General features: G+C 66.7%; 21 protein-coding genes. 11 read left to right on the top strand and 10 right to left on the bottom strand.

Annotated features, from left to right (window positions below):
• Both HNQ08_RS07005 and HNQ08_RS07000 read left to right on the top strand, forming a co-directional pair.
• Complete coding sequence (locus HNQ08_RS07005) at positions 1 to 1,218, top strand: hypothetical protein (RefSeq protein WP_184129090.1); 1,218 nt, start codon at positions 1 to 3, stop codon at positions 1,216 to 1,218.
• Positions 1,219 to 1,339: 121 nt separating this feature from the next.
• Positions 1,340 to 2,320, top strand: a complete 981-nt coding sequence (locus tag HNQ08_RS07000; RefSeq protein WP_184129086.1) for an NUDIX domain-containing protein — start codon at positions 1,340 to 1,342, stop codon at positions 2,318 to 2,320.
• 26 nt (positions 2,321 to 2,346) lie between these two features.
• On the opposite strand, the gene HNQ08_RS06995 is transcribed toward HNQ08_RS07000, so the two are convergent.
• The 4 genes from HNQ08_RS06995 to pheS form a co-directional block, all read right to left on the bottom strand.
• The gene (locus HNQ08_RS06995; RefSeq protein ID WP_184129083.1) at positions 2,347 to 4,806 is read right to left on the bottom strand and encodes a phenylalanine--tRNA ligase subunit beta; all 2,460 of its coding nucleotides are present in this window, start codon (positions 4,804 to 4,806) and stop codon (positions 2,347 to 2,349) included.
• 41 nt (positions 4,807 to 4,847) lie between these two features.
• Positions 4,848 to 5,255, bottom strand: a complete 408-nt coding sequence (locus HNQ08_RS06990; protein ID WP_184129080.1) for an NUDIX hydrolase — start codon at positions 5,253 to 5,255, stop codon at positions 4,848 to 4,850.
• Positions 5,252 to 5,635 carry an NUDIX domain-containing protein gene (locus tag HNQ08_RS06985; RefSeq protein WP_229790005.1) on the bottom strand — a complete coding sequence of 128 codons (384 nt, stop codon included), beginning with the start codon at positions 5,633 to 5,635 and terminating at the stop codon, positions 5,252 to 5,254. The genes HNQ08_RS06990 and HNQ08_RS06985 overlap by 4 nt, the downstream gene beginning before the upstream one ends.
• A 209-nt stretch (positions 5,636 to 5,844) precedes the next feature.
• Entirely contained in the window at positions 5,845 to 6,876 is a 1,032-nt protein-coding gene (gene pheS, locus HNQ08_RS06980; RefSeq protein ID WP_184129077.1) for a phenylalanine--tRNA ligase subunit alpha, read from the bottom strand.
• A 300-nt stretch (positions 6,877 to 7,176) separates the two neighbouring features.
• Between pheS and glyA the strand changes: the two genes are divergently transcribed.
• Both glyA and HNQ08_RS06970 read left to right on the top strand, forming a co-directional pair.
• A complete protein-coding gene (gene glyA, locus HNQ08_RS06975) occupies positions 7,177 to 8,403 on the top strand; it encodes a serine hydroxymethyltransferase (RefSeq protein WP_184129074.1) in 1,227 nt (408 codons plus the stop codon).
• Between the two features lie 137 nt (positions 8,404 to 8,540).
• Positions 8,541 to 9,680: an HD-GYP domain-containing protein gene (locus HNQ08_RS06970; RefSeq protein ID WP_184129071.1), complete on the top strand. Its 1,140-nt coding sequence runs from the start codon at positions 8,541 to 8,543 to the stop codon at positions 9,678 to 9,680.
• Between the two features lie 13 nt (positions 9,681 to 9,693).
• Here the strand turns inward: HNQ08_RS06970 and HNQ08_RS06965 are convergent, their stop codons facing one another.
• From HNQ08_RS06965 to HNQ08_RS06945, 5 genes are all read right to left on the bottom strand, one after another.
• Positions 9,694 to 10,323: an HAD family hydrolase gene (locus tag HNQ08_RS06965; protein WP_184129068.1), complete on the bottom strand. Its 630-nt coding sequence runs from the start codon at positions 10,321 to 10,323 to the stop codon at positions 9,694 to 9,696.
• On the bottom strand, positions 10,320 to 11,270 hold the full coding sequence (locus HNQ08_RS06960) for an NAD(P)/FAD-dependent oxidoreductase (protein ID WP_184129065.1): 951 nt from the start codon (positions 11,268 to 11,270) through the stop codon (positions 10,320 to 10,322). Before HNQ08_RS06960 ends, HNQ08_RS06965 begins: the two co-directional genes overlap by 4 nt.
• Positions 11,267 to 11,968, bottom strand: a complete 702-nt coding sequence (locus tag HNQ08_RS06955; RefSeq protein WP_184129062.1) for an SDR family oxidoreductase — start codon at positions 11,966 to 11,968, stop codon at positions 11,267 to 11,269. The genes HNQ08_RS06960 and HNQ08_RS06955 overlap by 4 nt, the downstream gene beginning before the upstream one ends.
• A 151-nt stretch (positions 11,969 to 12,119) precedes the next feature.
• The gene (locus tag HNQ08_RS06950) at positions 12,120 to 12,692 is read right to left on the bottom strand and encodes a hypothetical protein (RefSeq protein WP_184129059.1); all 573 of its coding nucleotides are present in this window, start codon (positions 12,690 to 12,692) and stop codon (positions 12,120 to 12,122) included.
• A gap of 47 nt (positions 12,693 to 12,739) precedes the next feature.
• Positions 12,740 to 14,662, bottom strand: a complete 1,923-nt coding sequence (locus HNQ08_RS06945) for an N-acetylmuramoyl-L-alanine amidase (RefSeq protein ID WP_184129056.1) — start codon at positions 14,660 to 14,662, stop codon at positions 12,740 to 12,742.
• Positions 14,663 to 14,739: 77 nt separating this feature from the next.
• Between HNQ08_RS06945 and HNQ08_RS06940 the strand changes: the two genes are divergently transcribed.
• The 5 genes from HNQ08_RS06940 to ilvC all read left to right on the top strand — a co-directional run bounded on the left by HNQ08_RS06940 (position 14,740) and on the right by ilvC (position 21,939).
• Positions 14,740 to 15,852 carry a GTP pyrophosphokinase gene (locus HNQ08_RS06940; protein ID WP_184129053.1) on the top strand — a complete coding sequence of 371 codons (1,113 nt, stop codon included), beginning with the start codon at positions 14,740 to 14,742 and terminating at the stop codon, positions 15,850 to 15,852.
• A 256-nt stretch (positions 15,853 to 16,108) separates the two neighbouring features.
• Positions 16,109 to 17,902: a DEAD/DEAH box helicase gene (locus HNQ08_RS06935; protein ID WP_184129051.1), complete on the top strand. Its 1,794-nt coding sequence runs from the start codon at positions 16,109 to 16,111 to the stop codon at positions 17,900 to 17,902.
• A gap of 457 nt (positions 17,903 to 18,359) precedes the next feature.
• Entirely contained in the window at positions 18,360 to 20,147 is a 1,788-nt protein-coding gene (ilvB, locus tag HNQ08_RS06930; RefSeq protein ID WP_229790006.1) for a biosynthetic-type acetolactate synthase large subunit, read from the top strand.
• Positions 20,144 to 20,752 carry an acetolactate synthase small subunit gene (gene ilvN, locus HNQ08_RS06925; RefSeq protein WP_184129048.1) on the top strand — a complete coding sequence of 203 codons (609 nt, stop codon included), beginning with the start codon at positions 20,144 to 20,146 and terminating at the stop codon, positions 20,750 to 20,752. Before ilvB ends, ilvN begins: the two co-directional genes overlap by 4 nt.
• Positions 20,753 to 20,928: 176 nt before the next feature.
• Positions 20,929 to 21,939, top strand: a complete 1,011-nt coding sequence (gene ilvC / locus HNQ08_RS06920; RefSeq protein WP_184129046.1) for a ketol-acid reductoisomerase — start codon at positions 20,929 to 20,931, stop codon at positions 21,937 to 21,939.
• Positions 21,940 to 22,006: 67 nt separating this feature from the next.
• Here ilvC and priA read toward each other — a convergent pair whose 3' ends face one another.
• Positions 22,007 to 24,523: a replication restart helicase PriA gene (gene priA / locus HNQ08_RS06915; protein ID WP_229790007.1), complete on the bottom strand. Its 2,517-nt coding sequence runs from the start codon at positions 24,521 to 24,523 to the stop codon at positions 22,007 to 22,009.
• 114 nt (positions 24,524 to 24,637) lie between these two features.
• On the opposite strand from priA, the gene HNQ08_RS06910 reads away from it, so the two are divergent.
• Together HNQ08_RS06910 and queG are read left to right on the top strand one after the other, a co-directional pair.
• Positions 24,638 to 24,871, top strand: coding sequence for a hypothetical protein (locus HNQ08_RS06910; protein ID WP_184129042.1), 234 nt, complete (start codon positions 24,638 to 24,640; stop codon positions 24,869 to 24,871).
• A 72-nt stretch (positions 24,872 to 24,943) separates the two neighbouring features.
• Positions 24,944 to 26,056, top strand: coding sequence for a tRNA epoxyqueuosine(34) reductase QueG (gene queG / locus HNQ08_RS06905; protein ID WP_184129040.1), 1,113 nt, complete (start codon positions 24,944 to 24,946; stop codon positions 26,054 to 26,056).
• Positions 26,057 to 26,096 lie beyond the last annotated feature (40 nt).

The following is a 26,096-nucleotide window of genomic DNA, read 5'->3' as shown; positions in this document are numbered from 1 at the left end:
GTGAAGCCCTCACTCGCTCTAGTCACTGTCAGTGTCCTGTTGCTCTCGTCCTGCGGTGGCCCGGAGAACCGGGTTCCAGTGGTTCAGCCGCCTCCCACTGACCCCGCCACCGTGACCCCTGCCGCACCAGTGCCGGGACAGAGCGTAGACCTGCAGAACGTGCCGGCCACCGTCAAGGGCGCCGCCGCTCAGCTCGCGGCACTGACCAATCCGAACAGTGCGAACATCGACCCGGACCTGAAGACGCTGATCAACCTGTTCGGCGAGAAAATCCACTTACGGATCAACGCCAGCGACATCAGCACTTTCGCTCAGGGCTTCGACAGACAGGCCCGCGTCACCACGCAGGGGCTGGACGTGGTGAAAGAACTGCTCCCCACCGGAACCAGGACTTATGGCGCGGATGGCACCCCAACCTACGTCCCCACCCCCACGGACGGCTACGTGGAAATCGATCAGCGCAGCAATACCCGGATCGAGGCGAACTGGAAAGTCGCGGGGGCCGGTACCGTCTTCTTGAATGCCGGGCACCGCTACGACGTTCAGACCGGCCAGCTGCAGGAGTTACAGCAGGAACTGCCGACCAACGCCACGGCCAGTGTGACGGTGGCCGGAAAAACTGTCGCCGCTCTGGCGTTCAGGATGGACCCCGGTGACTGCCTGAATACCGCTGGCCCCATCGCCCTGACCCTCAGCGGCTGGGCGGGCCGCGCCACCCAGCCTCCGGTCAGGATGGACCTGGCCTATGTCTGGACGGACAAGAACATCAGCTTCAATGCCTCCGCCGTCTACCACACCACCACACAGCAGGTCAGTGCGGCCCTGAAAATGGACGTGACTGGAAGCACCACGGACCGCTGCGGCGAGAACTATGCCTTCACGCCAACCCGCGCGGATATGTCTGGCACCCTGGATATTCCCGGTTACAGGACCGATTTCAACGTGTACCTGCGAGACCTGAGCAATCTGACGATCAACTCCGAGGCCATGCAGGCCCAGAATCCTTTTCTGAAGATCGGCGGCAACGTGAACGCCAGCCTGAACTTCAACGGCGCGGCCGTCTTGACCGCCGTCGGCCCGCTGGCAGACGGGAGTGACATGAACCTGCAACCTGGCGATCAGGTGCGGTTCCAGTACGTCAAGAACGGTCAGCTGATCACAACGGATCTGGACGGCGCTCTCAGGGACATCCAGCCGATTCTGGCCCCTCAGCGCTAAACCCCATGTCAAAGAGGAAGACCGGGCAATCTGCTCCGACCTTCCTTTCTTGTTTTAAGGGAGACTTCCAGCTGCATAAGCCTGAAAATGGTCCAGTGTCGCCTGGGCTAAGCTACCCGGCGTGACTCTTCTCGAACTCCGCACATTCTGGGGCAACCGTCCGCTGATCGGGGCCGCCGTCGGTGCCCTGATTCAGGACGAGACGGGCCGCGTGCTCCTGCAGCGCCGGGGAGACGACGGTCTGTGGGGCGAACCCGGCGGCGCGCTGGAACCGGGCGAGGATTTTTTGACCGGAGCGCGGCGCGAACTGATGGAAGAAACGGGACTGGTCTGCCCCGATCTGGCCCTGATGCCCCTGCCAGACGGCCTCCAGAGTGGCCCAGAACTGTTCCACCGCTACCCCAACGGCCACGAGATCTACATCGTGGGCATGCGCGCGAGGGGCACGCTCCCGGCCTCCGCCCTGGATCACGCCCGGCCCGACGACAGCGGCGAGACGCTGGAACTGCGCTGGTTCCCGCTGGATAGCCTTCCCCCGCTGAGCAACAACGCCAACCGCCAGAGCCTGAGCGTGTTGCGCGCCCAGGCTGGCCTGCCGCCGTTGCCGCTGCTGCCGTATCCCCCCGCCCCACCTGCCGGGAACCACCTGATGGACTTGCGGAGGTTGGTCGGCTCCCGTCCCCTCTTTGCTCCCGGCGCAAACGTGCTGGTCACGGATGGGCAGAACCGGCTGCTGTTGCTGCGTCATGGGGGCACGGGAAAATGGACGGTTCCGGGAGGCAGTCTGGAACCCGGCGAGAGCTTTGAGGAGTGCGCCCGGCGGGAACTGTTTGAGGAGACCGAACTAAACGCCGAAAGGCTGGAGCCACTGGAGATGTTCTGCGGGCCACAGTACCGCTTTACCTACCCGCACGGGGACACCGTGGACAACGTGTCGGTGCTGTACCGGGCACACGGCGTCACGGGGACGCTGACCCCCCAGGAGGGCGAGGTCCTGGAGGTCGGCTGGTTCGGCGTCCACGAGTTGCCGGAGGATCGGGAGCTGAGCGGCACCCTCATTCAGGACAACCTGAAGGTCTGGACAGGGGGCCAGAGCGCGTAGCCCTGCCCCCCCGTTCACCGTCTCCCCTACTTCTCGCGGATGCCCCAGCCCCGCGCCCGTACCGCGCCCATCAGCCTATCCATCACCGGATCGACTTCCGCGTCGGTCAGGGTCTTCGCGCCGCGGAACACCAGGCGGACGGCCACGCTGCGCTGGCCGGCAGGAATCTGGTCACCCGTGTACACGTCGAACGGCTCCACGCTTTCCAGATCCTCGCCTGCCCCACGCCTGAGCAACGCGGCAATCTCGCCGTAACCCACGTCCTGTGGAGCGATGACGGCCAGGTCACGCCACGCAGCAGGAGCGCGGCTGGGATCGCGGAAGGCCCACCCACGGCCCGACAGCGGCAGCGCCACTTCCAGGAGGAAGGTTTCACCCTTCAGCCCGAATTCCTGCGCCACCTCGGGATGGAGCGCGCCAATCCAGCCGATGGACTGCCCATTCCAGACCACCTCTCCGGCAATGCCGGGGTGCAGCGCGCTGGGCACGCTCTCGCCGCGCAACTGGCGAATCTCCAGCTCAGCGCCCTGGCTGGCCGCCAGCGTTTCAATCAGCCCCCGGAAGACGCTGTAACCGCCCGCCACGCCACCCTGAAAGGTGTTCGGGGCAAGCGGCCCGCGCATCAGCAGGCCCAGCCGCTCAGCCTCGCCGCCCTTCGGGAAGATGCGCCCCTGTTCGGCCAGCAGGACGCGCTCGCCCTTAGGATGGGCCAGCGCGGCGCGCAGAAGACTGGGATACAGCGCCGTCCGCAGCGCTGTGCGGTCTGCTGTCAGGGGGTTGCGCAGGCGCACGCCGGGGGCCTCGGTCCTCGCCTTCTGCGCTTCCTCGTCGCTGGTGAAGGTATAGGTCACCACCTCCTGAAACCCAAGCCCGGCCAGCGTGCGGCGCAGATCCTGGCGGCTGTCGTTGGCCGCCGACGCGCCGAGGTTGCTCTCATGGACTCGCAGCGTGGGCAGCGTTTCGGGCAACTCGGCGTAGCCGTGCAGGCGGGCCACTTCCTCGGCGACGTCCTGCCAGATATTCATATCCACTCGCCAGGACGGCGGCACCACCTTCAGGGTGTCGCCCTCGCCCGCCACCACGCAGCCCAGTCGGCCCAGGATGGCCCGCATCTCTGCCGTATCGATCTCCATGCCCAGCAGCGCATGGATGGCGTCGGCGGAAGCGGCGATCTCACCGGGGATTTCCGGTTCGCCCACGACCGTCGCTCCAGCCTCTATCTGGCCACCACCACATTCGGCCAGCAACCCGGCCACCCGGTCTGCCGCTTTTGGCGAGAGCAACGGATCGACGCCGCGCTCGTAACGGTAGACCGCATCGGTCTTGAGGCCCAGGCGCGTGCTGGTCCGGCGCAGCAACACCGGGTCAAAATGAGCGGACTCGATCACCACATCCGTCGTGTCGGCCCGCACGCGCCCATGGTCGCCGCCCATGATTCCGGCAATGCCCAGCACGCCCGCTCCTGGCTGGGGCTGGCCCGCCTGGGCGAAAGCCTCGGCCACCGTGGGAATGTCGCGCTCGCGCCCGTCCAGAATCAGCAGGTCTTCGGGGCCGACCCTGTGGGTGCCGCCCATCAGGTCACGCACCTCCTCGCCCTGCCGCAGCCCAAAAGCCACCAGAATCCGGTCGTCCGTCACGTCGCGGCGGTCATACAGCGCGGTGGGCTGGCCCAGCTCCAGCATCACGTAGTTGCTGGTGTCCACGATCAGATCAATCGGACGCATGCCCGCCAGCGACAGGCGGCGCTGCATCCACAGCGGCGATGGGCCGTTGTGGACGCCGCTCACCGTCCGCGCCGCGAAATGATCACAGCCAAAGCGGAGCTTTCTGGACGGATCGCGCTCGATGGTCAGTCCCCTGGACGGGAGGCTGACCCGGATCTCGCCGTCGCCATGCGCGGCGGGACCTGCCGGCGGCTGCTGCCATTCGAGCTTGAGGAAGGCGGCCAGATCGCGGGCCACCCCCAGCGCGCTCAGGGCGTCGGCACGGTTGGGCGTGATCTCGATGTCCAGGACGTGATCGGCGGCCCACAGCTCACGCATGGGCGTTCCGGGCTGGGCGGTGCCGGCTGGGAAGGTCAGGATTCCGGCGCTGCTCTCGCCGATGTCCAGTTCCTTGGCGCTGGCCGCCATGCCCCAGGACTCGACGCCCTGCAAGGTACGGACACCGTATTCGGTGTCGCCCAGCGTGGTGCCAGGGGTGACCAGCGCCACCACCGTTCCGGCACGCAGACCCACCGCATTTGGCGCGCCGGTGGCAATCACGCGCTCGCCGTGCGGCCCGGTGTCCAGCGTCAGCTTGGTCAGCTGAGTGCCCTCCATCGCCTCGGCCCGGAGGACGGTGGACATCAGAACGCCTGCGGGCGGGGCGGGCGTGTCCTCAATGCCTTCCAGCGGAAGGCCGAGGTTGGCGAAGATGGGTTCCAGTTCGGCGACGGGCGGGAGATTGGGAATCAATTCTTGAAGCCAGGAGTAGGGCAATTTCATGGTGAGAACCTCTTGATCGGCGAAAGACGGAGAAAACAGGGTCAGTCAGCAGGTTGAGCCAGCGCCCGGACCACCCCACGCACCTGCTCCGGCACCAGATTGACCCCGTCCAGCGCCGACACGTTCACCCACTGGGGCGTGTAGGAGTTCTCGGCGCTGTTGCGGATGCCCTCGGGACCGTCGCCCAGGCGCATCTCGCCAGAGACGAGGGAAACGTGGAAATAGTGTTCGTGGTTGTCCAGATTGTCCAGCACCAGCAACTCCTTGCCCACGCTCACCACCAGATTGACTTCCTCCAGCAGTTCGCGGGCGCAGGCTTCGGCGGGGGACTCATTGCTCTCGATGCCGCCGCCGGGCAGCGTGGCGTAGGCGCGGCCCGCCTTGTTTCGCAGCATCAGCAGCACCTGATTCTGATCGTTGAGAAGGATACCGACGGCGCGGGGTCTCATGGGATCTCCTGGCCCAGATACAGGCTGAGCGCGTTGAGGTGAAGTGAGTAGAAGGCTTCGGGGTGAGATTGAAGGTGGTGGCGGCATTCGTCCAGGGACATCCAGCGGAGATTGCGCGCCTCGCTGGTCCGGGCCAGCGGTTCCCCCTCGGCCTCGCAGATGAAGCTGTGAAGAAGAATGGAATAGCCACCCGAGAGGTTCTGGGTCGTGCAAAACGGTGTGTAGCTCATCACTTGATAGCCGTTCACCGTGCAGATCGTGGGGGTGGCCTCGCCCTCGATGGTGGTCAGGCGTAGACCTGTCTCCTCGTGAACTTCACGCCGCAGGGCATCGAACACGTTCTCGTACGCGCGCACTTTGCCCGCCGCCACTTCCAGCATGCCGTTCTCGCTGCCCCACCCCGCTTGCGCCGTTCCTGAATCAGCAGGCAGCGCACGCCGTCGACCCGGCGAGCAATGATGGCCCCCACGCAGGGGACAGCAAAGGTTTCGGTCATGGCTATTGGGAGACCTGCGATATGTCATGAAGTGGCTGTCTTACGGACTCAACCGATCTGTGGCCCAATGGCGTCCAACTCATTCCAAACCTCCTACCCCAGTTCTCCCCGGAATTGCCCCAGCACGCGCGGATCATTGGCGTAGAAGTAACGAATGTCCGGAATGCCGTACTTGAGCATGGCAATGCGCTCCGGCCCCAGGCCAAAGGCGAAGCCGGTCTTGCCCTCGTAAACGCGCGGCTTGCCCTCGGCCTCGCGCAAGTCGTCCACGGCCCGGAAGACATTCGGGTGAACCATGCCGCAGCCGCCCAGTTCCAGCCACTTGCTCTCGCCGCGCGGATTCTCCCACCACACGGCAAAGTCCGCGCCGGGTTCGGTGAAGGGGTAGTAGCTGGGCTGGAAGCGCACCCTGGCGCTCGGCCCGTACAGCCCCCGCGCCATCTCGGCAATGGTGCCTTTCAGGTCAGCCATGCTGATGCCGTCGCCCACCACCAGCCCTTCGAGCTGGTGAAACATGGCCTCGTGGGTGGCGTCCGTGGCCTCGTAACGGTACACCTTGCCGCGCACCACGATCTTCAAGGCTGGCTCGTGATCCACCATGTAGCGCACCTGCATGGGGCTGGTGTGCGTCCGCAGCAGGCGGCCATCCTCCAGCCAGAAGGTGTCCTGAAGATCGCGCGCCGGGTGATACCACGGCACGTTCAGGGCCTCGAAGTTGTGGTGTTCGTCCTCAACTTCCGGTCCCTCGATCACGGCGTAGCCCAGCCGCTCGTAGATGCGCGTCAGGTCGTCGTACACACGGTTGATGGGATGCAGGCCGCCCGCGGGCAGCGGCAGACCGGGCAGCGTCACATCAATCGCTTCGCCCGCGAGGCGGGCGTCCAGCGCGGCGCGTTTGAGCGTGGCCTCGCGCTCGGTCAGCGCGGCGTCGATGGCCTGCCGCACCGCATTGATCTGCGCGCCGCGCACTTTGCGTTCCTCGGGCGGCAGCTTGCCCAGCGCCCCCAGTTCCCTGGTCACAAGCCCGCTCTTGCCCACGTATTTCGTCTTGACGGCCTGCAGGCCTTCCAGGGTGTCCGCCTGAGTGATGGCCGCGAGCGCTTCTTCCTGATGGTTGTCCGACATAGTTCCTCCCTGGCATAAAAAAGCCCCGCCGTACATTGAAGTAGGCGGGGTGACACGCTGGACTCGGTTAAGTCAGCGAAACCCCAGCGCGGGTAAACGGCGAAAGTGTACCGGGCTGGGGCGTCATGGGTTACAGGGTAGCAGAAGTGAAGTCTTCAGAAGCTCCCTGGCCCCCAGGCAACCAACCCTGCGCCATAAACACAGACCAATGAACACGCAGGGGCAGCCTGCCGAAACGCCCGTCTACGCTGCCAAGACAGACGCCCATTTCCCTATCAGACGCGGTGTTACCGTAAGAGCATGACCACTGCCGAACGCCCCGCGCCTGTCCGTGACGACGCCATTTTTGACCTGATCGCGCAGGAGGCCGAGCGCCAGCGCACCGGGCTGGAACTGATCGCCTCCGAGAACTTCACGAGCGCCGCCGTGCGCGAGGCGGCGGGCAGCGTCCTGACCAACAAGTACGCCGAGGGCTACCCCGGCAAGCGCTGGTACGGCGGCTGCGAGGTGGTGGACCAGGTGGAACTGCTGGCCATCGAGCGGGCCAAGGAACTGTTCGGCGCGACCTGGGCCAACGTGCAACCTCACAGCGGCAGCAGCGCCAACATTGCGGTTTACGGCGCGTTGCTACAACCGGGCGACACGGTGCTGGGCATGGACCTGTCGCACGGCGGCCACCTGACGCACGGCAGCCCGGTCAACTTCAGCGGGAAGAACTACACCATCGTGGGCTACAAGGTCAGCCCCGAGACCGAGCGGATCGACATGGACGAGGTTCGCCGTCTGGCGCGCGAGCACAAGCCGAACATGATCATCGCGGGGGCCAGCGCCTACAGTCGCATTATCGACTTCGAGGCCTTCCGCACCATCGCCGACGAGGTAGGCGCGATCCTGTTCGCGGACATCGCGCACATCGCCGGACTGGTGGCCGCGGGCGTGCATCCCAGCCCGCTCCCGCACGCGCACATCGTCGCCACCACCACGCACAAGACCCTGCGCGGCCCCCGCAGCGGCCTGCTGCTGAGCAGCGATCCCGAGATCTCGGCCAAGATGGACCGCTCGGTTTTTCCCGGCCATCAGGGTGGGCCGCTGGAGCACATCATCGCGGCCAAGGCGATTGCCTTCGGCGAGGCATTGCAGCCGGAGTTCAAGGCGTACGCGCAGCAGATCGTGAAGAACGCGCAGGCGCTGGCCGCCGCCTTCCAGGCCAAGGGCTACCGCGTGGTGTCGGGTGGCACCGACAACCACCTGTTCCTGCTGGATCTGCGCCCCCAGGGCCTGAACGGCACCAAGGCCACCAAGGCGCTGGACGCCAACCACATCACCATCTCCAAGTCCACGCTGCCCTACGACACCGAGAAGATCCTGCACGGCGGCGGCATCCGCATCGGCACGCCGGCCGTGACCACGCGCGGCATGGTCGAGGGCGACATGCCGAAAATCGCCGATCTGATCGACCGGGCCCTGAAAGGCGAAAACGTCAGGGACGAGGTTCACGCTTTCGCGGGCGGCTTCCCGCTGCCCTGACGGCGCCCGCCCTGTCCAACCGGTCCTTTCCCCCTCCCACTGGAGGGGGTTTTTGACGCTTCAGACAGCAGTCTTTCCTCCTTTTGTCACCACTTGCTGTGAGAAGCCTGTCAGCCGGGTGTGGCTAGGTTGGTGCCATGAGTTTCCCTTCCACCTCTGCGGCAGCGCCGTTCCCTGACGCACAAGAGACCGGCGTGCTGGAGCTGACCCTGCAACTCACACGGCTGGGGCTGAACGCGCCGGACCTGGGCAGCGCCATGGTTCCGGTCCTGGACGCCCTGGTGTCGCAGACCTCGGCGGTAGGGGCCGGGTATTTTCAGCTGGCGGACCAGACGCTGGCCTACCACGCCCGGGCCGCCAGCGGCGTCATGCCCGAGGGACCCGGGATGGACGCCCTGCTCGCTCACGGCCTGCCACGCCACCTGCCGCTGATCATGGCCCTCGAAGCCTCCCCCGACATTCTGTATTTTCCGGATACGAGCGGTCAGCCCACCGCGAGTGGGTTCCCGGAGCTGGGCGTCCACGCACTGATCGCCGCGCCGATCCATGACCGCAACCGTCGGCTGGTTGGGGCCCTGCTTGCGCATGTGTTTGAGCCCCATGACTGGTCCCCTTCCGAACATCACCTGATCGACAGCGTGACTGGCCTGCTGACCCTGCTGGCCGCCCGTCTGGACGCCGAGGAACGCGAGCACGCTGCCCACGAGGGGGCGCTGCGGGCGATGGGACTGTCGCTGGAAGCCCGCGACGCCGAAACCCACGGCCACACCGACCGGGTGACGGCGCTGGCCCTGCGACTGGGGCAACACCTTGGACTGGAGGAGGGCGAACTGCGGGCGCTGCGCTGGGGCGCATACCTGCACGACATCGGCAAGGTCGCGGTGCCCGATTCGATCCTGCTGCACGACGGCCCACTCACGCCGCCCATGCGCGCCCGGATGGAACTGCACGTCGCCGATGGTGTAACGCTGGCCCAGCAGTTGCCCTTTCTGCCCACCACCACCCTGGACGTGATCGCCGGACACCATGAACGGTGGGACGGCGCCGGCTATCCCCAGCGGCTCTGCGGCGAGCAGATTCCCCTGCTGGCCCGAATCTTCGCCGTCTGCGACGTGTATGACGCCCTGGTCAACGTGCGGCCCTACAAGCGCGCCTGGACGGTGCACGAGACACTGGCGCATATTCAGGCCAGCAGCGGCCAGCATTTCGATCCACAGGTGGTGGCCGCGCTGCTGGCTGTGCTGCCCGAGGCCAGTCACCTGTCGGTATCCGCCTGAGTCGAGGGGAAACTCAGACCAGACTGAGCACGTCCCGCAAGTCTCTCAGCACAGCGTCCGGCCTCTCTCCGGCCAGCGCGGGCCCGGTGCCCAGAAAGGCTGACCGCAGGCCCACCGCCTGCGGCCCGGCGATGTCGTTGCGCGGCGAGTCGCCCACAAACCAGGTCTCGGCGGCGTGCACTCCCAGCCTCTGTAGTGCCAGCCGGTAGATTGCCGGATCGGGCTTGCTCAGGCCGACCACCTTGCTGATCACCACATCATCCACCAGCTCTGTCAGGCCGCAGCCGTGCAGGCAGGCGGTCTGAACCTCCGGCCAGCCGTTGGTCACGACGCCGGTCCGCACACCGGCTGCCCGCAACTCCTCAAGAACGGCGTGAGCGTGGGGCATGACAGCCGGGGCGACCATCAGGTGCGCCGCGAAATCGTCAAGCAGGGTCTGCGGCGGATGCTTCAACTTAAATTCCTGCACCAGCAGCGGCATCACCTCACGCTTGGGCCGGTAGCCGAAGTCATCCAGCGCCACAAAGCGGGCGGCGTAAGCTGCGGGCAGGTCAAACCGGTCGACGTGCCCCTCAAGCCACCGTGCGATGGTGGCATTGCGATCATGCAGCGTGCCGTCCAGGTCGAACAGGATGGCCTTCAAGCCACCCCGACCTCGGGGTCCTCGTCTGGCGATTTGTGGAAGGCCGCGCCCCTTGCCCGGACGTCCTCGTGGATCAGGGTGGTGTTGAGGCTGACCGCCGCCGTCATACCACTCGCGGCGGCATTGGTGACGTATTGCGGCGCCCCGGTCATGTCCCCGGCGGCCCAGATGCCGCGCACCGAGGTCATGCCGTTTTCGTTGACGATGACGCGGCTTTTGGCGTCCAGCTCGCAGCCCAGCGCGGCGGGCAGGGCACTGTTCTGCACCTGCGTGGGGTTGAGGAACAGGCCGTCGAGTTCCAGCTGCCTGCCGTTGCGGAAATGCACGGTCACGTCGTCCTTGCCGCTGATTCGCGCAACGGGCTGCGTGATCACTGGAACCCCCACCCGCTTCAGATCCTTGCGCTGCTCGTCGGTCAACTCGTCGGGGCCGTCGGTGATCAGGCATACGTCCTCGGCCCAGGCCCGCACGTTCAAGGCCAGGTGGTGGCCCTCCTGGTGACTGCCCAGCACGCCCAGGCGGGCGTCGCGGTTGGGCCAGCCGTCGCAGTACGGGCAATGGTGGACGGTCACGCCCCAGCGTTCGCGCAGGCCGGGAATGTGCGGCAGCCTGTCACGCACACCGCTGCTGAACAGCAGGCGCCGCGCCCTGGCCCAGCCTCCATCGTGCCGGATGGCAAAACTGTCTTCCAGCGGTCTGGCCTCGCGGGCAGGCATGTGCAGCACCGTGATGTCGTAGGGTTCCAGATCGCGCAGGCCCAGGGTTTTGAGATCGGTTGGCGCGCAGCCGTCGCGCGTAAAGACGTTGTGCGCGGCTGTGGCACGGGCATTGCGAGGGGGACCGCCGTCCAGCAGCAGCACCCGCCGTTCCGCGCCGCCCAGGGTCAGGGCCGCCATCAGTCCGGCCGGCCCAGCACCGACCACCACCACATCGTAATCCTGCGTCATGCCTGGGGACCAGGGCGCACGGTCAGGTCCGTGAGCATGGCGTCGCGTGGAGCGTTCAGGACGAAGGCGATGGTCTGTGCCAGCGTCTGCGGATCGATAAAGGCCTCGGGCGTGTAGTCGGCCCCCTCCTGGGAGCGCACCTTGCGCTGCATCTCCGTGGCGGTTCGGCCCGGATACACCGAGGTCACCCGCACGCCTCTGGCCGCTTCCTCGGCGCGCAGGGCGTCGGCCAGCGCTTTCAGGGCGAACTTGCTGGCGGCGTAGCTGCCCCAGCCCCCACTCGCGCTCAGGCCCGCACCGCTGTTGACGAACACGACCGTCCCGCGTTCCTGTCGCACGCTGGGTAAGAGCAGCCGGGTCAGCTCGGCAGGGGCCACCGTGTTGACGGCCAGCGTGTGCGTCCAGACCGCGTGACCCTGCTCGGCCACCGTGCCCAGTTCCACGACGCCAGCGTTGTGGATCACGTTGGAGACGCGGCCCAGCCCTGCCAGGGCCTCCTCGAACGTCTCCGGGCGCGTCAGATCAAGCGCCAGCGGACGGCCACCGACTTCAGTGCACAACGCGGCCAGCCGCTCGCCGCCGCGTCCGGCCAGAATCAATTCATGGGTCCCGGCCAGCGCTCTGGCCACAGCGCTGCCGATGCCGCCGGACGCCCCAGTGATAAGGGTGACGGGTTTCTGGGGTTGACTCGAACTCATGCGGGCGAGGCTAGCGCGCCGCGGTGGTCTGGAAATATCGCTCCAGAAACCGAGTGGCGTTGATGATCTCTTCATTCGTCCGGCGCGTATCTCTCTGCCCAAATAGAGAAACCCGCCGGAGCGACTGTCTCCGGCGGGTTTGAAACGCCCATTACTTGACCGTGATCCGCACCGGCGCGGCGGGCACCTTGACCAGCAGATCGCCCGCAAAGCCCGTCAGCCAGCTTTCCACCATGTATTCGCCGGGAGTCAGCTCCAGCTCACGCGTGAAGGTCGCGTTGCCCTTGGCAGCGGCGGTCTTGGTCTCTAAGTCCTGAGCGCACAGGCGGGGGGACGCGCCAGACACCGGATACACCACGGCGCGCGTGCCCACCTCCAGCACCCGAACCTGCGGGGCGGTGGCGCAGTTCTGCTCGTTGTCGCGGCGCACGCTGAAGGTAATCGCCGTGGCGCGGCTGCTGCGAACGGTGAAGGTCAGGTTGACCTTGCCCGTCACGGTGCGCGGCACGAACAGATTGGCCTGCACGTCCGGCAGGGCCACGGCGGCGGGCGCAGGCACGGACGGCGCCGTAGGCGTGGCCGGGGCGGGCGACGCCGGCGTGCTGGGCAGCGGGGTCGTCACCGGCGGAATCTCCGGCACGGAATCGGGCGAGGTGGTGTCCTGCGCAGCGGCCAGGACGGGGAGGGTCAGCAGGGCGGTCAGCAGCAGGGCACGGGGTTTCATGTCCCGTAGCTTAACGGCAGGGCTTGATGGAAGTCTGAAGGAGGCGCTCAGCTTTCCCGCCCCACCTGCTGCGCGTAGAACCCCGCGATTCCGGCGGCGATGGCCTGGGCGAAGCGCTCACGGCCTTCTGGACTGTGCAGGGTTCTCAGGTTGCCCGCGTCGGTCAGGTAGGCGGTTTCCACCAGCAGGCTGATCTGAGTGGTGGGACGGGTCAGGGCCAGATCTGCACCGGGTTTTAGGCCCGCGCCCAGCCCCAGCTCCGGCAGCCGGGCGCGCAACTGGGCCAGGATGCTCGCGGCCAGGGCCGACGCCTGCGGGTGGGTGAAGTACACCTCTGGGCCACGAATCCCACGCGGGTCACGGCCATCGGGCAGGGCGTTGGCGTGGATGGACACCAGCAGATCGGACCCGGTGGCCTCGGCGCTCAACCCACGCTCGTACAGTCCCAGCGTCACGTCAGTGCTGCGGGTCAGATTCACGGTGGCCCCCAGGCCGCGCAGCAGCTCCGCCGCCCTCAGCGCAATGGGCAGCACCAGGTTCTTCTCCGGCACGTGCAGGCTGCCAGCGCCGCCATTCTGGCTGCCACCGTGCCCCGGATCGAGGGTTATGGTGCGCCCCTCCAGCGGACGCACTGGGCTCAGCGCCACGGGCCGCCGAACGGTGACGACCAGATCAGGACCGTCATAGTTGGCAGCAAAGCCCCAGGCCTGCGTCTGGTTCAGGCTCAGGGTCACCCGCGTCACGTCCAGCGCCACGGGGTGGACCTCCACCGAACTCAGCAGCGGATCGCCCCCCACCAGCCCGGTCAGCGGCTCCGCAAAAGAGCCGTACAGCGTGAGCGCCAGCCGTCTGCCGCCGTCCTCCTGCTCCAGCCGGAAGGGCAGCCGCGCGCCGCCCAGCGGAATGCGGACCTGCAAGGGCGTGGTGGGGGCGCCGGGCACCTCCGCAGGAGCGGGAGACAGGCTCGGAGCGGGCGGATTGTCACTGGGCTGGGCGGAGGGGAATTCTGCCGGCGCACCCGGAGCCGCCGCATCAGCGGGCCGTTCCAGCTGGGGCACGCCATCCAGCGTGATCGCCCCACCCGTTGCTTGCAACGCGCCGCTGGCCTTGGGCATGGTGGGCGTGATGCCCAGCTGCTCCGCCGTGATCAGGGCACTCTGACCGGGGGCCAGCCGGGCCCGCACGTCCTGGCCCTGGCGCCCCACCAGCGTAAAGCCCATGCCAGGGCGGGGATAAAGTAAGGCCCGGCCCTCAAGATCGGTGACGGTGAAGGTGGACTGGTTCAGGCCCAGCCCCTGCACGGTGCCCGGGTTCTGCGTGCCCAGCCGCACGCCGCCGCCGGTGCTGAGGCGTCCGGGGGCCACCGCCGTCACGGTTTTGCCGTCCCGGCCCGTCAGGGTAAAGGTGAAGACGGCCTCTTTAAGCTGCGCCAGGATGGGCACGACGAAGGTGGCGCGGTACATCCCGGCGGGCCCCTCGCGTAGGGGGCCGGAGGCGAACTTGCCCAGACGGTAGGCGGCGCGGCCTCCTGGCGAGCCCTGAAAACTCAGCTCCACGCTGCGTTCAGCAGGGGCGTCCCCGGCAAGATCCCAGAATTCGCGCCTCTCCCTGGGCTGGGCACTTTGCACGTCAATCGTCGTGGGCCGGGCCGCAGTTGCCTGGACGGCGGTGCGGATCACCCTCAGCGAGGCCACACCCGACTGCCCCCCCTGGCGGGCCACCAGCCTCAGGTCATTGGTACCGGGTTTCAACGGCCACCACTCCATAAACAGACCGTCCGCACCCACGCTGACGCTCCTGCCGTCCACCGTCAGGCTCGCGCCAGGGGTGACGCTTCCTTCCAGGATGACGTGATCGTGGGCCACGCGGTGGCCATTTTCCGGGTAGGCGACGAACACGTCCGGGGCGGCCTGGGCTGCGGAGGCCAGGGAAAGCGAGGCGAGGGTGAGCAGGGCGCAGCGAAAACGCATACGCGCAGGTGTAGCACGCCGGCATGAGGCAGAACTTCAGGCCAATGGGCGATGCCCGGCGTATTCTGCGCGCATTCATGACTGATCCTCTGGTGACCACCTACCAGGCGCGTGAGGCCCGGTACGCTGCCCTGCGTGACGCCGCGCTGGCGCACACCACACATCTGATCGAGGAAGCGGGCCTGAAGGTCCACAACATCACGGGCCGCCTGAAACGTCCCGAGAGCCTGGCCGACAAGCTGCGGCGCAAGCCGGGGCGCTACCGGACGCTGGAGGACGTAACCGATCTGGTGGCCGTGCGCGTCATCACCTATTTCGAATCGGACGTGGCCGCCGTGTCCAGGCTGCTGGAAGCGCACCACGAGATCAACTGGGAACACTCGGTGGACAAGAGCATGATGCATGACCCGGACCGGTTCGGGTACATGGGGGTGCACTACGTGGTCAAGGTGCCGCGTCTGGTGGAGCAGTTCACACCGCACGTCACTGAGCCGCCCCAGCACTACGAGGTCCAGATCCGCTCGATCCTTCAGCACGCCTGGGCAGAGATCGAGCATGACCTGGGCTACAAGAACCGGGAGGCCGTGCCGCGCGAGGTGCAGCGCCGCTTCTACCGTCTGGCCGGACTGCTGGAAATGGCCGATGAGGAGTTCATGGCCCTGGACCGGCTGTCGCGCGACTACGCCGCCACCCTGCCCGAACGTGTCAGGACGGAACCGGACAGCGTGTTCATCGACGCCCAGAGCATCCAGCATCTGCTGGAAGTGTCGCCCGTACGCGATTTGGACGAAGCGGTCGCCGCCAGACTGGGCGTCCCACTGCTGACCCGCTGGCCGGATCCGGAACGGCCCCAGCGCCTCTCCACGCTGCTGCACTATGTCAGCGTCCATTCGGTGGGTGGGCTGCTGGGTGAATTGCGGCGGAACAGGCCCGACATCTTGGACTTCGCTGCCCGCCTGTTGCCGCGTCTGCCCGAAGCGTGGCTGCCTGCGGGCGGCGTACGCCCCGGCACCGGTCTGGTCAACCACGCCCTGCTGCGCGCCTGCGCCAACCCCAGCCTGAACCCGCAGGAAATCATCACCGCGCTGGACATGTCCGGCATCCTGAGCACGCGCCAGATGGTCGACACTGTGCTGGACACCTACGCGGAAGTCACGAACGAAAACGGGATCGATCCGCGCCACTCCTAGCAGAGGGCTTTTACAGCGGCGACGCTAGGGAGCGCCTGACGACTCCCAGCCAGTGTCCAGCCGCTCGTTTTCCCTCTTGCACTCTTCTGCAATTTCCTGTATTCTTCTTCTTCGTGCGCTGACCAGGAAGGGCCTGGCAGCCGGAAGGTACCCCCATTTTCAATATCCACGGACATGCTGCTCGGAGCCACGCGCTCGTTGGGACAAAGGCATTTGGTGGTCACTGGGGCAACGTGCTTTCCCGAAAGGACTACAAATGAACTTTGACCAACTGATTGCGCCCGAACTCGCGGCGCGTCTCGCCGAACGTGGTATTACCGAAGCCAGCCCCATTCAGGAAGGCAGCCTGCCCCAGACCCTGGAGGGACGCGACCTGATCGGACGCGCCCGCACCGGCACGGGCAAGACCCTGGCCTTTGCCCTGCCGATCATCAGCAAACTGGAAGGCAGCCGCGAACGTGGCCGTCTGCCCCGCGCCATCGTCATCACCCCCACCCGTGAGCTGGCCAAGCAGGTGGCCGATGAGTTCAGCAAGACCGGCGTGGATCTCACCACCGTCACCGTATACGGCGGCGCGGCCTACGCTCCCCAGGAAAACGCGCTGCGCCGTGGCGTCGACGTAATTGTCGGCACTCCTGGACGCCTGATCGACCACCTGGAACGCGGCAACATCGACCTGAGTGCCGTGCAGTTCGCCGTTCTGGATGAGGCCGACGAGATGCTGTCGGTGGGCTTCGCCGAGGCGATCGAAACCATTCTGCAGAACGCTCCCGCAGACCGCCAGACCCTGCTGTTCAGCGCCACGCTGAGCCCAGATGTCAAGCGTCTGAGCCACAAGTACATGCAGGACCCCGTCCTGGTGGACATGGTGGGCTCTGGTAAGAACCAGGCCGCGCAGACCGTGGAGCACCTCAAGGTGCGCGTGGGCCGCAGCCGCACCCGCGTGCTGGCTGACCTGCTGACGGTCTACAACCCCGAGAAGGCAATTGTCTTCACCCGGACCAAGCGTGAGGCCGACGAACTGGCCAACGAGCTGATCCACCGGGGCCTGGAAGCCGAAGCGCTGCACGGCGACCTCGCCCAGAGCCAGCGGGAGCGTGCGCTGAGTGCCTTCCGCAGTGGACGGGCCGGCGTGCTGGTGGCGACCGACGTGGCCGCCCGTGGTCTGGACATCCCTGAGGTCGACCTGGTGGTCCAGTACCACCTCCCCCAGGATCCCGACAGCTACATCCACCGTTCGGGACGCACCGGACGTGCGGGGCGCACTGGCACAGCCATCATCATGTACGGCGACCGCGAAAACCGCGAGATGTCCGGCCTGGAGCGCGTGACTGGCGTCCGTTTCATCGAACGCACCATCCCCACTCCTGCTGAGGTGGCCGCTGCCAGCGCCCACGCCGGGGCCGACATGATCCGTAAGGTGGATCCCACCGTGGCCGCTGGCTTCCAGGCCCAGGCCGAGATGCTGTTCAATGAACTGGGCCTGGAGGCGCTGGCCCGCGCTCTGGCCAAGATCAGCGGCGTCACCGAGCCGGCCAAGGCCGCCAGCCTGCTGAGCGGTGAGGAAGGTCTGACCACCATCCTGATCCACGGCGAGCGCCTGAGCGTGGCCCGCACCGTGGCCCTGCTCGCCCGCAATGGCGACGTGGACACCCGCCGTCTGGGCAAGGTGCGCCAGTGGCGCGGCGGCACTGTGGCCGACATCCCCACGGAATTCCTGGCCAAGCTGATGGCCGCCAATCCCTTGGAAGGCGACATCCAGATCGAAGTGGCTCAGGAACTGCCCGAACTGTTCGAGCAGCCCACCCGTGAGCGCCGAGACGGCGGTTACCAGGGTGGAGGCCGTGGGCGTGGCCAGCGCGACGAGGGCGGTTACCGTGGACAGGGCGGCGGTTACGGCGGACGCAGCAACCAGGGTGGCGGAGGCTATCAGGGGGGAGGCAACCGTGGTGGACAGGGCCGTTGGAGCCGTGACCGCGATGACCGTGGCGGCAACAGCCAGCCCCGCCGCGAGGACTTCGCCGACCGCGAGTTTGTGAATAACCGCTAAACAGTAAGGATTAGAGGAGCGCCCCTGCCAGCAAGGCGGGGCGTTTTTCTATCTAGCCTGGATGAGCATCCCGCTGACATTGATTGATGGGCGAAATGAGGGATCGCAACTGGGCCGAAGCAGAAGGCGTCTAAACGTGCTCTGAGTTTCCCCAGGACAATCTCCATGATATGAACGTTGCGAGTACGGTGGCCTTCGCGTTCACGCTGCATCCGGCCATGCACGACGTGTGACGGGTTCCTTTCAAGCTCCTCTCACTACACGGCTCTGCCGAGCATTGCTTTCCTCTTATCTAGCCTTCTTCCTTCCATCCCCCCTCAAACCCGTAAGCTATACGGCATGAGTGCGAATCTCGTGGTGGTAATTCTTAGCATCGGGGGTTTTCGAGGCTAAGCAACGCGCCATGCCGCACACCCCCGCCCCAGTCGAGGCGGGGGATTTTTGTTGAGGAGGTTCTATGGGACAGGCAGACGGGCAGGAACCGAGTGGGCAAGAACTGAGCAGGGGCGAGATGACCGGCGCGAAGGCCCTCTGGGCCACGCTGGCCAACCACGGAATTACCACAGTGTTCGGCTACCCTGGCGGTGCGATCATGCCGGTGTACGACGCGCTGACCTTCTACCCGGAAGTGCGTCATGTGTTGACCCGCCACGAGCAGGGTGCGGCTCACGCCGCCGAGGGCTGGGCCAAGGCGACGGGCGAGATCGGGGTGTGCCTGGCCACTTCCGGTCCCGGTGCCACCAACCTGGTCACCGGCCTGGCCGACGCCATGATGGACAGCGTCCCGTTGCTGGCAATTACCGGGAACGTGGCCCGGCACCTGATGGGCACCGACGCTTTCCAGGAGGCCGACATCACCGGAATCACCCTGCCCATCACCAAACACAATTACGTGGTGCGCGACGTGGAGGAGCTTCCACAGATCATTGCCGAGGCCATCCGAATTGCCCGCGCCGGACGCCCTGGCCCGGTCCTGGTGGACATTCCCAAGGATGTGCAACTCGCCGCTTATGCCGGTGCAATCCCTTCCCCCCATGCCCGCCCCGAGATTCCTGCACCGTCCGACGAGTCCATCGAGCGGGCGCTGGAGCTGCTCAGGAGTGCTAAGAAGCCCGTGATCATGGCTGGAGGCGGCTCTCTGGACGCCGCCGCCGAGATCACCGCGCTGGCCCGCGCCTGGGACATCCCCGTGATCACCACGCTGATGGGCCTGGGCGCCTTCCCCGCCAGCGATCCGCTGTGGCTGGGCATGCCGGGCATGCACGGCAGCGTGGCCGCCAACCGCGCCATCAGCGAGGCCGACGTGCTGATGGGCATCGGTCTGCGCTTCGATGACCGTGTGACTGGGCGCGTGGGCGGCTTTGCGCCCAACGCCTCGATCATTCACATCGAACTGGACGCCGCCGAGATCGGCAAGATCATCCGCACGCACGTTCCCGTGCGCGGCGACGCCAAGGTGGCCGCCGTCAAACTGACCGAGGGGGCCTTGAAGGGCGTCTGGCCCGATTGGACTGCGCAGCTTCAGGAATGGAAGGACCGCAACGAGACCCCGGATCACTGGGGCGCGGGCTACGCCGTCAAGGCTGTGGTGGACCGCCTGACCCCGGACGACATTCTCAGCAGCGATGTGGGACAGCATCAGATGCTGGCCGCGCAACTGGCCCGCTTCGAGAAGCCCCGGCGCTGGCTCAACTCCGGTGGGCTGGGAACGATGGGCTTCGGTTTCCCGGCTGCCATCGGCGCGGGTATGGCCGAACCCGGTGTCCGCAGCGTGGTGATCGCGGGCGACGGCGGCTTTCAGATGACGGCGCAGGAACTGGCCACGCTGAAGATGTACGACATCCGCAACGTCAAGATCTGCATCATCAATAACTCCTTCCTGGGCATGGTGCGCCAGTGGCAGGAGATGTTCCACGGCAAGCGCTACTCGGAAGTGTGGCTGGGTGATTCCAATCCCGATTTCCTGAAACTGGCCGACGCCTACGATGTGCCGGGCTACCGCGCCAGCAGCGCCGAGGAACTGCCAGGGGCGATTGACGCGTGGCTGGCCGACCCTAAGTCCGCCCTGCTGGAAGTGGTGGTACCGCACGAGCACGGCGTCTTCCCGATGGTGCCGGCTGGGGCCGCGCTGTACGAGATGATCGAATCCGATCCCAGGCGGGCGGCTGAATTGAAAGCCCAGCTGGCCGACGCTCCAATGAATGAGGCCCCCACCAGCACCGCCGCAGAGGTGAATGACGCATGACCGAACCCATCTCCTACGATCAGCTGCTGTCCATCCTGGTGCGCGACGAGCCGCGCGTGCTGACCCGTATCACGGCGCTGTTCGGACGGCGCGGCTACAACATCAAGAGCCTGAGTGTGGGCAACACCGAACACCCTGGCGTCTCGCGCATGACCATCGTGGTTCATGGCGACCGGGGGGTGGTGGAGCAGGCCATCCGGCAGTTGGAGAAGCTGCACGACGTGGTAAAGATCATCGATCACAGCCTGGAAAAGTATGTTGACCGTGAACTGGTGCTGGTCAAGGTGGCCATCACGCCCGAGAGCCGCGTGGAGGTGCGCCAGATCGCCGAGGATTTCCGCAGCCGCATCGTGGACGTAGGCCGCCACGCCCTGACCTTCGAGGTGACCGGCGACGAGGGCAAGCTGACCGCCTTCATTGAGCAGATGCGCCCTTTCGGCATCCTGGAAACCATGCGAACAGGCCGCATTGCCCTGACGCGCGGCAGCAACGCCGACATCGCCAGCCATATCTACCACGGCGGCGAATCCGACACGTTGCGCCCCGCGCTGGAAGGACTGGAGGCGCGGGAGGAACGGGCACGTGGGGTTCCGAATCTCTTTTGAAGGGGTAGACAGCACCTTTGCACTGTCCACCCCCTAAGGCTTATTCGTCACCTCGGCTCACCTCTCCTTGGTGGGAGGTGGGACCAGTGGGGCGTAATTTGGTCGCCTGCCCTTCTTTGCGCCCTCCCCTAGCCCACACGCCCCCCAAAACCCCCACCTGTAGGAGAATCCCACTTATGGCCGCAAAAATGTATTACGACCGAGACGTGGACACCGCCCCCATCGAGAACAAACTGATCGCCATCATCGGCTACGGTTCTCAGGCGCACGCGCACGCGCAGAATTTAAGAGACAGCGGCTTTAATGTCGTGGTGGGCCTGCGCGAGGGCAGCAGCAGCAGGGCCAAGGCGGAACAGGCTGGACTGCGAGTGGCGCGCATCGAGGACGCCACCAGGGAAGCCGATGTGGTCATGCTGCTGATTCCTGACGAGAACCAGCCGGCAACCTACACCGAAAGCATCGAGCCGCACCTAACCGACGGCAAGGCCCTGGCCTTTGGCCACGGCTTCAACGTCCACTTCGGGCGCATCAAGCCGCCTGCAGGTGTAGATGTGTTCCTGGTTGCGCCCAAAGGACCCGGCCACATGCTGCGCCGCGTATACGCCGACGGCGCAGGCATGCCCGGCATCTTTGCCGTAGGGCAGGACGCCACCGGACAGGCCCGTGACATTGCGCTGGCCTACGCACGCGGCATCGGCTGCACCCGCGCGGGCGTGCTGGAAACCACCTTCAAGGAAGAGACCGAGACGGACCTGTTCGGCGAGCAGAGCGTGCTGTGCGGCGGCGTGACCCACCTGATCCAGGCGGGCTTCGAGACCCTGGTGGACGCCGGGTACCAGCCGGAAATCGCATATTTTGAAACCCTGCACGAGGTCAAGCTGATCGTCGATCTGATCTACGAGAAGGGCTTCGAGGGCATGCGCCACAGCATTTCCAACACCGCCGAGTTCGGCGACTACGTGACCGGGCCGCGCATCATCACCGATGAGACCAAGGCCACCATGAGAGACGTGCTGAGCGACATCCAGACCGGCAAGTTCGCTCAGAGGTTCATTGAGGATGCCGAGAGCGGGTTCCCGTACATGAACGGGGAACGCAGCAAGATGCGCGACCACAAGCTGGAAACCGTGGGCAAGGAACTGCGCGACATGATGCCCTTTATTTCCAAGAAAGAGTTGGAAGTCTAGGCGCCCAGCAGTGCAAGGCAGGCCCTCTCCCCGGTGGAGGGGGCTTTTTGCTGTTCAGATTCTGCGCTTACAGCCCGCCACGTGGGTTCACGTCCACCCGCACCCGCGCCTTCCACGTCCGGGTGTCCAGGACCCTGAGCAGTTCGGCCAGGCGGGCGTCGCTGCGGGCACGCAGGAACAGGTGATAGGGGTACACGCCGCGCAACCGGGCCACTGGGCTGGGGGCGGGACCCAGAACCTCGTGCGCTGTGGCCCCGGCCCCATGCAGCGCTTCGGCCAGTTCCTGCGCCGCCATCTGGGCGCGTTTGGCCTCGCGGGCGGTGATTTCCACCTGGGCCAGCCGGGCGTGGGGCGGGTAACCCAGTTCCTTGCGGGCACGTTCCTCGGCGGCAGGATAGGCCAGGGTGTCGCGCCCGTCGGCCAGCACCCGCAAGGCCGGATGACCGGCCTGGAAGGTCTGAACCACCAGCAGCGGAGCGCGGGCCGGGTGCCACTCGGCCAATTGCCGCAGCAGGCGGTGGTAGCGCTCTGAGGCGCGGAAGTCCGAGACATTGAGCCAGGTGTCGGCCAGCGTGATCGCCACCAGCGCCAGGTTGGGCGGCGCGTCGTGCGATAACAGAAGCTGCGTGCCCACCAGCACCCCCGGCTCCCCCTCGTACAACTGTGCAAGGGAGTCCTGACGGTCCCGGTCCATACGGTAGACAGGCATGCCGGGGAGCAACCGCCCCACCTCCTGCGCGATCCACTCGGTGCCGGGACCGCGCGCCTTCCACATCTGCTCGCCGCAGTTGTCGCAGCGGTCCGGCATGGATTCGTGGTAACCGCACTGGTGGCAGGCCATCTGGCGCGTGGCTTGGTGAAAGCGCAGCGGCACGTCGCAATTGCGGCACTGCGGGGTGTGCTCGCAGCTGGGACAGCGCAGCAACGCCGAGTAGCCGCGCCGGGGGGCCAGCAGGGCCGCCTGCCGTCCACGTTCCTGCACCTGCCGCAGCAGACGGGCTAGATCATGACTGATCGGATAGCCCATGTCCCCTATCCCCAGGTGTGCCCCACTGAGCGGACCGAGGCTGGGCTGTTCCGGGGGTGTGGCGTAATCCACGATATGGACGCGGGCACGCGGTGGCGGCAGCACCGCGCCGGGCCACGGCACGCTCTCGGCAGCCGGAGTGGCCCCCAGCGCGGCTAGTGGAATGTCGTGCGCGGCAGCCACCCGCGCGGCGATGTCCGGCACGAAGGCCCTGGAACCGGACAGCAATTTGTGGGCGTCGCTGCCCTCTTCCAGAACCACGATCAACGCGAGATCCTGCAGCGGTGCGGCCAGCGCGTGTGCACTGCCGATCACCAGCCGCGCCGCGCCCTTGCGGACCAGTTCCCAGGTGTGGCCACGCTGGAGATCGTTCAACTGTCCGCTGAGCTGCACGGCACTCGTTCCGGCGTGGGTGGCCAGCCCCGACAGTCCTTCCCAGGCACGGCGCAACGTGGCGTGATCGGGGGCGAGGATCAGCACTCCCCGGCCCTGCCCTAGCAGCCGCAACACGCGTGGCATGAGGGTCCGGAAGCGCGAGGCTGCCCGCCCGCCGTGCAGCCGCCACAGCGGGGCCTCGGGCAGGCGGTCCGGGAGATCGTGGTTGATTTCGCTGGCAACCGCCCCGGGCAGGGCGGGCGGTGGGGCCAGAACCTGCACGGTATCGGCCCAGCCACGCGCCAGCAGCGTGCCGGCGGCGGTGGGTGACAACGGCGTGCCGTCCATGCTCGCGCCGTTGGCCCAGGCACTCAGGGTGTCCTGCGGCCCGGCTTCGCAGAGCCAGTCCCAGGCGGGGGGTGGCGTGGCTGCCGCCTGGACATACTGAGCGCCCCCCGCGTTCAGCACGCCGGTCACGACGCTGGCACTCACGCCAGCCGCCTTCGCCCAACCGTTCAGTGAGTCCTGTGGGCCGTGTTCAGCCAGCCAGGCGTGGGCGTGGGTCTGCCGGGGCGTCAGTGGGGCAGGCGGGGGCGTCACGGCGCGCAGGACCGTCACGGCGCGGGCGGCGGCGGGCACCTCGGCCAGTTCACGGGCACGGATCACGCCCCTGGTCCGGGGACGCCCCTCAAAGCGTTCTTCCAGCAGGCCCTGTTCGCGCACGGCGTCCAGCAGGGCGGGGTGGAACGCGCCCGCATCCGTCCAGAGCGTTGTGGGAGCCTTGCGGGCAAAAGCACTCAGATCGGCGCCCTCCACCGCACGGACGCTGTGGCTGTAATCCACCGTCCAGCCCACACCCAGCAGGTCTCCCCAGATCAGTCCGGCGGGGATACGGGCGTCGGTGGCCCAGGCGCAGACGCCCTGCACCGTCTGCGGCGTGACCCAGGGACAGGCCGGGGCATCCAGCACATGCACCGCCTCGCGCAGACGGGAAGCGCCACGCGGCTCGCTCTCGCCCACGACCAGGCCTACCACCAGTTTGCCGCGCCATGGCACCAGCACCCGGCAACCGGTGGGCACCGGACCCTGCCAGCCGTGCGGAACGCTGAAATCCTGCGCTGGGACGGGCAGATTCACCACCACCAGCCAGACTTGTGGGGCGGGAGCGGGGGCCAGAGTCACATCCCGCAGGCTAGCGCGACGGGCGACGGGGCAAGGGTGAGCGAGGGGGCAGACAACCCGGAGTCCCGGCCCACAAGCCTGCAACTCCAGGATCGGAACTGTCGTAATGGAAGCATGAAACATTCACGCAACCGCACCGTCAAAGGCCGTTCCACACAAGGCTCGTCTTCCAGACTAAGCAAGCTGCTGGCTTACGCGCCCATCGCCCTTCAGGTCATCGGTCTGCTGCGCCGCGGCCGCAAAGTCAAACGGGGCAAGTACGTCAAGGCGCGCAAACGCGACCGTGCCCTCGACTTTCTACTCGGACAGGCCGAACGGCGGCTGGGGGGCGGGAAGCGCAGCCGCTGAACCCTGGGCAGGGCACAGCTTCCGGGAAGTGGACTCCTTTTTGAGGTTGTCTCCCGCGGCATACTGGCGCGCATGAGTGTTCCCGCCGAACAGCTTGCCGATCTCGCCCAGAGTCTGGGGGTGGACGCGGTGGGCTGGGCGGCGGCGCAGATTCCTGCAGGGGCGGTAGACGAGTACGCCCGCTGGCTGGGGGCCGGGCGGCACGCGGGCATGGGCTACCTGGAGAGACAACTCCCCGTACGGGCAGACCCATCCTCACGCCTGGAGGGCGTTGGCAGCGTGCTGGTGCTGGGCGTCTCGCACGCCTTCGAGGAACCGCCCGCGCCCGCAGACGGCATCCGGGTGGGGCGGGTGGCCCGTTATGCCTGGACGCCCGATTACCACGATCAGTTGCAACCCCTGTTGACCCGCCTGGAAACCGAGGCCGCTGCGCTGGGTGTCCGGGCACGCGGCTACGTGGATCACGGCCCCGTGATGGAACGCCTGTTCGCATCGGGAGCGTTTCTGGGGTGGCGCGGCAAGTCGGGGATGATGGTCAGCACGCGGTTGGGCGCGTTCGTGACCCTGGCGGTGCTGTTGACCGATCTGCCCTTCGAAGGGTCAACACAGGTACATCCCGACCGCTGCGGACGCTGTTTTCGTTGCGTGGCCGCCTGCCCGACGAACGCGATTGGCGATGACCGGACCATCGATGCCCGGCGCTGCATCTCGTACCTAACAATTGAGCACCGTGGCCCCATTCCGCCGGAGTTCCGGGCTGACATGGGCGACTGGCTGTTCGGCTGCGACGTGTGCAGTGAGGTCTGCCCGTGGTCACAGAAGGCCGGACCACTGGCGGCCTTGCTCAGGCCACAACCGGAACTGGCACATCCCGATCTGGGTGCCTTCTTTGGAATCGGCGAGCGCGAGTTCAACCGGCGTTTCGCGGGCACGGCGTTTCTGCGCCCGCGCCGCAAGGGTATGGCCCGCAACGCACTGACCGTGCTGGGCAACACCCGCGCGCCCCAGGGCTGGCCGCTGTTGCTGGCGGGCGCGGCAGACCCCGCCCCGGAAGTGCGCGAGGCGGCAGCCTGGGCCCTGGCCTGCTGGGGCGAGACGGACCGGGTGCGTCGCCTGCTGGATGACCCGGACGACCGGGTGCGTGTCGGTGCGGCGCACATCCTGGCCGCCTCACCAGTTGTCTAGCCTGCCCGTAGCCCTATCAGGAATCTTGGGGCAAATGTCA

The sequence above is a fragment of the Deinococcus humi genome, from assembly GCF_014201875.1.
Lineage (GTDB): Bacteria > Deinococcota > Deinococci > Deinococcales > Deinococcaceae > Deinococcus > Deinococcus humi.
The sequence above is the reverse complement of the archived record's forward strand: the minus strand, read 5'-3'. Positions and strand labels throughout refer to the sequence as shown.